Source organism: Actinomadura sp. (assembly GCF_044508335.1).
Taxonomy (GTDB): Bacteria; Actinomycetota; Actinomycetes; order Streptosporangiales; family Streptosporangiaceae; genus Spirillospora.
Map to the genome: position 1 here is coordinate 1 of NZ_JBIQHY010000024.1, position 8,096 is coordinate 8,096.

4 protein-coding genes are annotated in these 8,096 nt (G+C 71.4%); all 4 read left to right on the forward strand.

Annotated elements, in window-relative coordinates; translation table 11 throughout:
• The first annotated feature begins 172 nt into the window (after positions 1–172).
• Positions 173–442 carry a hypothetical protein gene (locus tag ACIWVC_RS11690; RefSeq protein WP_111831261.1) on the forward strand — a complete coding sequence of 90 codons (270 nt, stop codon included), beginning with the start codon at positions 173–175 and terminating at the stop codon, positions 440–442.
• The gene (locus ACIWVC_RS11695; protein ID WP_396451321.1) at positions 435–1,040 is read left to right on the forward strand and encodes a DUF6879 family protein; all 606 of its coding nucleotides are present in this window, start codon (positions 435–437) and stop codon (positions 1,038–1,040) included. Before ACIWVC_RS11690 ends, ACIWVC_RS11695 begins: the two co-directional genes overlap by 8 nt.
• 14 nt (positions 1,041–1,054) lie before the next feature.
• Positions 1,055–1,774, forward strand: a complete 720-nt coding sequence (locus ACIWVC_RS11700; protein WP_396451319.1) for a DUF6082 family protein — start codon at positions 1,055–1,057, stop codon at positions 1,772–1,774.
• Positions 1,775–1,966: 192 nt separating this feature from the next.
• Positions 1,967–8,096: DEAD/DEAH box helicase (locus ACIWVC_RS11705; protein WP_396454131.1), on the forward strand; the 6,130-nt coding region annotated here is incomplete at its 3' end.

Below are 8,096 nucleotides of genomic sequence, written 5' to 3' on the forward strand. Positions count from 1 at the left end.
CCGTCTACCAGCGAAGAGGGGCGGCCGTCGTCTCCGACGCGAACATTTCGGGCGTTCACGTCCCCTTTGTGTACAACTCACCGTCGAAAGAACGTTTTGGACAGGCCTTGTCGGTTCAGCGCTGCCGAGAGAAACTTTCTACTAACACCAGCGACCGGAAGCGAGTTACAGCATGGCCAGGCCTTGGGAAGCCGACCATGGTGCGGGGTTCCATCGGAGGCTGGGGAAGACGGCCGCCGAGGTGGGTGACAGCCGCACTACGCAGGACTGCCCGGAGATCTGGGAGTTGGACAACGGCGACATCGCCGTGATCGGCCGGGACGCTACCGGTGCCTACAGTGACCGGCTTCCGCCCGGCGTCCGCATCGGCTCCGATGAGCGCCTTGTGATCATCTCCGGTCGCCTGCTGGCCGCCGCCAAACCGGACATCCGCGATGCTTGACGAGATCCACCGGCTCTCCGGGGATGAGCTGGACCACGCCGCCTACCACAGCGACTTCGCCCGCCAGGTCGAAGGTCTGCGAGGTGTGATCTGGAAGCTCGAGCGCTCCCAGACCTTCCGGGAAGTGGACGACCCCAGCTGGGAGGCGTTCCTTTCCGGTGACTGGCAACGATCCCTGGACCTCCTGGAGCAGGATCGCGAAGCCGTGCGCGCGGAGGCTCGCCACAACAAACGGCAGGGATTGCAGATCAAGCGTGTCCGAGTGGTCGAATATCCGTTGACCCCGTACCTCCAATGGGAGTTGTACGCACTGCGGATGCTCGCGGAGGAAGGCTTCGAACTGAGCGTGCTCCCGGCCGCTGATCTCGCATCACTCGAAACTCGCCGGCAGTTGCCCGAGATCGTGGTCATCGGGAGACGAGTCCTCTATGAGGTTCGCTACCTGCCCGATTGGACGCCCGCCGGCGCCAAGCGCCTCAGTGGGGACTACGTGATCAGCACGGCCGCGGCCGAGATCTCCCGCCTCTTCCAAAAGGGCGAGTTTCTGCTCGACTTCTTCGAGCGGGAAGTGGCTCCCCTGCCTGCGCCTGCGGTTTGATCTATCGTTCCTAGATGGCTTCCGTTCGCACGGGTCGCACAAGGCTGGGAACGCTCAGCCTCAGTCTCCTCGCCCTTGTGGTCCTCAGTCTGATCGGTGCATCACCGTGGGCCCTGCAAGCCTTCGGGGGGTCCACCGCCCGCTGGGAACGACTGAGCTTCATCGGCCAGACCTACGGCGCTGCGTCGGCGCTCTTGGCCGCTGTCGCGCTGGTGGGCATCGTGGCGACGCTCATCTTCCAGGCGCGCGAAACGAAGATCGCGCGTGAAGAGGCACGTCGCATAGCGATCGCCGAACTGCTCAAGATGGCCATGGATGATCCCGACCTCGATGAGGCGTGGGGGCCGGTTCCGGCGGGGGAGAGCCGCAAGGCCCGGCGCCAGCTCATGTACATCAACATGATCATCTCGGAATGGCAGATGTCGTTCGAGACGAAGGCCCTCCCCGAGACACGCCTGCGCGCCATCTCCCGCGAGATGTTCAGCGCCCATCCCGGACGCGCCTACTGGCGCGAGGCCCGCCAAGCCCGCCTGAGCACCTCGGACACCAAGCGCGCCCGCCGTTTCCACCGGATTCTCGACGAGGAGTACAACCGGGCCCCCGCTCCGCCGCCGGACCGTCCCCGCTCCCGCCGTCCCTGGGCACTCATGACAGGCACCGCGGTCGGGTTGACGCTGGCCTCCATCCTCGCGCGCGCCCTCACCCGCCGGACACGGAATAGATCAAGACGCTGAACACCGCATGGCCTACCGCGACGCCATCCTTGCCTGCTCCCTCCTGACACGCTCCTGACCGAGGCTGGACGGGTGACCGCCGCGGCGGCATAAAGTCGTATGGACCCAGTAGAGTCGCGCAGTGCTGCCGGTCTTTTCGGTGCGCAGGGCTCGGCACTGAGTGCCTGCTGGTGACTTCGGAGGCGCTGAGACTTGAAGCCGACGCTGGCGGCGGAGGAGCTGCGGGAGAACCTGACCCAGTACTTGTCGACGACGTTCGCGCTCAGCGACCCGTCGGCGCGGGAGGCGCTGCAACGGTTCCTCAATGACCCGGTGCAGGGCATCTTCCGCGGCCCCTACCTGCGCATCCGGACGCCGTTCCGGAAAGCCGAGTCCGGCTGGCAGGACTGCCTTGAGTGGCACAAGCTCGGCTTCCGTCCCCACCGCCACCAGGCGAAGGCGTTCGAGCGGCTCAGTACCCTCCACGGCCCGGCGAAGCCGACGCTGATCACGACGGGAACCGGGTCCGGTAAGACCGAGTCGTTCCTGATCCCCGTGCTGGACCACTGCCGGCGGGAGCGGTCGAAGGGGCGCGGCGGCGCCAAGGCCGTCCTGCTGTACCCCATGAACGCGCTCGCCACCGACCAGGCGAACCGGCTCAACGACTACCTGCACAAGTCCGGGCTGGAGCAGGTCACCGCGGGCCTCTACATCGGGGACACCCCGGAGATCGGCTACCCGCGGGTCATGACGGACCGGGCGGAGATCCGCCGGAACCCTCCCGACATCCTGATCACGAACTACAAGATGCTGGACCTGCTCCTCCAGCGCGGCGACGACGTGCCGCTGTGGAAGGACGCGAATCTCAGTTACGTGGTGGTGGACGAGTTCCACACCTACGACGGCGCGCAGGGCACCGACGTGGCGATGCTGCTGCGCCGGCTCGCGGCCGTCACCGGCAAGGCCGAGCCGGGCAGGCCGCTGGGGGACATCTGCCCCGTCGCGACGTCCGCGACGCTGGGCGAGGGCGGCGACGGCGCGGAGATCCGGGCGGCGGCGCGGGAAGTGTTCGGGACGCCCTTCCCCGAAGACGCCGTGATCGGGGAGGACCGCTGCACCGTCGACGAGTTCCTCGACCCCCTCGACTACGACCTCCCGCTGCCGTCCCCGGACGACCTCATCGCGTGCGGCGACCCGATCCACGACCCGGGCGCGCTGGCCCGCATCAAGCGCGAGGTCACCGGCCGCGCCGACCTGACGCCGGCTCAGCTCGCGCAGGCGCTGAAGCGGCACATCCTCACCCGCGCCGTCCTGGAACTGCTCAAGGACGGCGACCCGCTCACACCCGAGCAGATGCTGAAGCTGCTGCCGAAGATGGGCGCGTACGGGTGGGGCGCGTCCATCCGCGACAACCCGTCCAAGGCGGCGAAGGCGCTGGCGCGGTTCGTGGCGCTGATCTCCGCGGCGCGCGACCCCGAGGCCGACGACCCGGAGACACCATTCCTGCTGGTGGAGACGCATCTGTGGGTGCGGGCGGTGTCGCGGCTGCTGCGGATGGTGGACGACAGGGCCGCGTTCGCGTGGATCGGGGAGCCGCCGGTCCTGGAGGCCGAGTCCGGCTTCGACCCCTACGACAGGACGATGCTCCCGGCCGTCTACTGCCGGCACTGCGGGCGGTCCGGGTGGGCGGCGTTCTCCCCGCAGCGCGACCCCGGCGACCTCGTCACCGTCCCCGAGCGGATCTACCGGGCGTCCACCGGGCCGGAGAAGAAGCGCGTCCGCCCGCTCATCGCGGCGACGAAGGCGGAGGTCGAGGCGCGGGTACGCGGCCTCGCCATCCTCACCGGGGACGGGGTGAAGCCGTTCGACCCGGCGCGGCACCGGTACGGCGCGCTCGACGACGGCGTGTTCGTCCTCACCGACATCACGCACGACGAGGCGTCCGAGAACGCCGCGATGCAGGACCGGTGCCCGGCGTGCGCGATGGACCAGGGCATCCGGTACCTCGGCGCGGGGCTGGCGTCGCTGGCGGCGGTGGCGGTCACCCAGCTGATGGCGGGCCGGCAGCTGTCCGCCGACCCGCGCCGCCGCAAGACGCTGCTGTTCAACGACTCCGTGCAGGACGCGGCGCACCGGGCCGGGTTCGTGGCGAACCGCTCCTACGCGTTCTCGCTGCGGCGGCTGATCAACTCGCGGCTGGAGCCGGGGAAGGGCACGCCGCTGAACGAGGTGATCGGGGACCTCGCCGCGGCGGCCAGCCAGTCCGGGGTGCTGCCCGCGGTCGTCCCGCCGGACCTGCACGAACGCCCCGAAGTGGACGCGATCCTCGCCGAGACCACCAGCGGCACCCCCGCCGCGTGGGAGCTGATCGGGGAGCGGCTGGCGTTCCAGACGATCCTGGAGTTCGGGCTGCGGTCCCGGCAGGGACGCACCCTCGACCTCACCCGCACCGCCGTCGCCGAGGTCGCGCTGCCCGACCCCGGCCGGGTCGCGGCGCTCGCGAGGGACGTCCACACGCAGGTCACCGGCATGATCGAGCCGCAGTCCCCGCAGCGGTACGCGACGTTCGTGCGGGGGCTGCTGGAACGGCTCCGCTACCGGGGCGCGATCAAGCACCGGTGGCTGGACGCGTGGATCGCGAACGGCGGCAGCAGCCGGTTCGGCGCGATCTGGGGCCGGCGGCCCGACGGGATGCCCGCGTTCCCCCGCGGGCTGAGCGCCCCGACGTTCCTGCTCGACCGGCAGAAGCGGCGGTCGGAGTTCGACCGGATCGACGCCGACCAGGGCTGGTCGCAGGACTGGGCCGCCCGCTGCCTCGCCCTCGACCGGCGGCAGGCCGGCGAATACCTGCGGCGGCTCCTGCCCGTCCTCGCCGAAGAGGGCCTCGTCGCCAAGCGCGTCATCGACGGAACCACCGGGGTGTACGGGCTGCAGCCGGGGCACGTCCTCGTGCACGCCCTGACCGACGCCGAAGCCGACGACGCCGGGCTCGGCTGCGACCGGTGCGCGTGGCAGCAGACCCTCCGCCCCGAACTGGTGGACGCCTGGTACGGGCAGCCGTGCCCCCGCTACCGGTGCGGCGGAACCCTCACCGACCGCGGCACCCGCAGCCACCGCGACGACTACTACCGCCGCCTGTACCTCGGGGAGGAGCCGTTCCGGGTGGTGACGGCCGAGCACACCGGCGCGCTCACCCGCCGGCAGCGCGAGGACGTCGAGGCGCGGTTCCGCAAGAAGGAGCAGCGCTACAACGACCCCAACGTGATGGCGTGCACGCCGACGCTGGAACTCGGCATCGACATCGGCGACCTGTCCGCGGTGATCCTCGCGTCGCTGCCGCCCGGCCCCGCCAACTACGTCCAGCGGGTCGGGCGGGCCGGGCGCAAGACCGGCAACGCGTTCCTGGTGACGCTCGTCGGCCGGCACCCCCGCGACCTGTACTTCATCGACGAGCCCGAGGCGATGATCGCGGGCCGGATCGTGCCGCCCGGCAGCTACCTGTCCGCCATCGAGATCCTGCGCCGCCAGTACGCCGCGCACCTGGTCGACCTGTGCGCCCGCGGCCGGCTGCCCGGCGTGCTGCCGCTGCCGCGCCGCACGTCCGCGCTGTTCGGCGAGACGGGCTGGCTCGCCGCGTTCACCGCCGCCGCACTGCAAAGCGGCGCCGTCGAGCCGTTCCTCGACCTGTTCGGCGACTCGGTGTCGCCGGACGCCGCCGCCGACCTGCGCGCGTTCGCCACCGCCGGGCTGAAGGACGCCGTCCGCGGCGTCGAGGAGCGGTGGGAGGCCCGCCGCGCCGACCTGAAGGACCGGCTGGACCGCATCGACGAGGCCATCGACTCGCTGCTCGAATCGGACCCCTCGCAGAACGCGATCCGCCGGTCGCTGCGCTCCGAGCGAGCCGGGATCGCGCGGCTGATGGGCGACATGGGGCGGCGCAGCGCGCAGGGCACGCTCGTCGAACTCGGGCTGCTGCCGAACTACTCGCTGCTCGACAACGTCACCACCCTCGAAGCGACGATCACGTGGGAGGAGGAGGTCGGCGAGGACCGCACCTACCACAGCGAGGTCCGCGAGTACGGGCGGTCGGCGCGCCTCGCGCTGACCGAGCTGGCGCCCGGCAACTCCTTCTACATCCGCGGCTACCAGCACAAGGTCAGCGGCCTGGACATCGGCACCGAGTCGCGCCCCTCATGGGAGCACTGGCGGGTCTGCCCGAGCTGCGGGCACGTCCGCACGGGCCTCGACGCGGCGGACGATATCTCGGCGTGCGCCCGGTGCGGCGACCCCGCCATCGGCGCCGTGCAGAACCTGCACAAGGTGCTGAAGCCGACGCGGGTGTTCGCCCACGACCGGCGCGACGAGGCCCGGATCAGCGACGACTCCGACGAGCGGCAGCGCCGCTTCTACGAGGACGCCGTCGCCGTCGACATCGACCGCGCCGACATCGCGCCCGGCTCGTGGCGGCACGCCGACGCCGTGTTCGGCGTCGACTTCACCCGGCACGCCGTCGTGCGCCGCTTCAACCTCGGCGTGCGGCGCACCGACCGGCGCGACGCGACCCGGTTCGCGGGGGAGGAGCGGCAGGTCGCGCACTTCCACGTGTGCCCGTCCTGCGGCGGCACGACCGTGGACGGGCCGCCGGGCCAGGACGACGGGAACGGCCGCGACGCGCTGGTCGGCACGTCCTCCGCGGACCGCAGCCGGCGCCACCACCGCACCTGGTGCCCGTACCGGCGCGCGTCGCGGGACGCCGACCACCACAAGATGATCCTCGCGCACGAACTCCGCACGGAGGCGCTGCGCATCCTGCTCCCCGTGGCGACGCTGTACGTGGAGGAGCGGACGGCGTCGTTCCAGGCGGCGCTGATGGCGGGCGTCGCCGCCCGCTACGGCGGCGACCCCGACCACCTGGAGATCGTCACGGCGACGATGCCGGACCAGGCCACCGGGCGGCGGCGCCGCTTCCTCGTCCTGCACGACACGCTGCCCGGCGGCACCGGCTACCTGCACCGCCTCGCCGACCCGGCGGAGTTCCGGCGGGTGCTGGAGGCGGCCCGCGCCCGCGCCGCCGAATGCCCGTGCCGGGAGGACCCGGCCAAGCGCGCCTGCCACCGGTGCCTGCTGTCGCACGTCCCGGGGACGCTGTTCGACAAGGTCAGCCGGGCCGAGGCCGTCGACATGCTGGACGAGCTGCTGGACGGCTGGCAGACCGCCTCCGTCGCCGACACGAGCGAGATCTCCCTGTGGGACCAGGTCGAGAGCGAACTCGAAGCGCGGTTCCTGGAAGGGCTGGAGAACTGGGCGAAGCGGGACGGCGGCAACGCCTCGCTGACGCGCGGCCCGGTCGTCGGCGGCCGCAAGACCGCCGACCTGCGCATCGAGATCCCGGACCCGGAGTCGAGCGGCGCGACCGTCCGGCGGTGGCGGGTCACGCTGCAGAACACGATCCGGGGGACGCGGCCGGACGTGGTGTTCCGGCTCATCGACGACGAGCCGCAGCAGGTCGCGGTGTACCTCGACGGGTACAACTACCACGCGGCGCCGGAGATCAACCGGCTCGCCGACGACGCGGCGAAGCGCGCCCAGCTCCGGGCGCACGGCCGCGTCGTCTTCGCCCTCACGTGGAAGGACCTGGACGAGTGGGAGGCGCGCCGCCACGAGCCGTGCGACGGCGTCGAGGCGTACAGCCCGTACCAGGGCAACGCGCGGCTCGCGGCCAGGAAGCTGTACGGGCGGGTCGGCGACCCCGACGAGCTGCCGCGCACGATGTGGACCAACCCCGTCGACACGCTGCTCGCCTACCTCGCCGAACCGGACCGCGGCCTGTGGCTGCGGCGCGCCGAGGCCGTCACCTTCGGAGTACTGAAGTCCAGCCTCCGGAAGGGCGGGACGCGGAGCGACCGCGCCGGCGTGACCGCCCGCGTGAACGCCGCGCTGCGCGGAGAGCCGCTGCCCGCGCTGGAACAGGGAACGGTCGAGGTGTACGCGGCCGATCCGCTCACGGTGATTCTCGATAAGAGCCGTGCGGCCGCCCCCGTGTGGAGCGCCTTCGTCGTCATCGACGACCGGCACGACACCATCGTCGCCGACACCGAAGCGCACAGGCGGCGGTGGGCGGCCTGGCTGTACTGGGGCAACCTGCTGCAATTCCTCGACCACGGTGAGGGCGACGGCGGGCAGCTTGCGCTGTCGGAGATCGACCGGTTCGACCCGGCGCTGCTCGCGGCGGCCGGCGGCGCGGGGCGGCAGGCCGCGCTCAGCCTCCTCCCGCTCGACGAAGACCTGCGGGACGAGGATCTGCGGGACGAGAACTTGCGGGACGGAGGCTTGCGGGACGGAG

Bases quoted from the DNA above. Each gene is read 5' to 3' on its own strand.
- ACIWVC_RS11695 (WP_396451321.1), top strand. From the start codon at position 435: ATGCTTGACGAGATCCACCGGCTCTCCGGGGATGAGCTGGACCACGCC.
- ACIWVC_RS11690 (WP_111831261.1), top strand. From the start codon at position 173: ATGGCCAGGCCTTGGGAAGCCGACCATGGTGCGGGGTTCCATCGGAGG.
- ACIWVC_RS11700 (WP_396451319.1), top strand. From the start codon at position 1,055: ATGGCTTCCGTTCGCACGGGTCGCACAAGGCTGGGAACGCTCAGCCTC.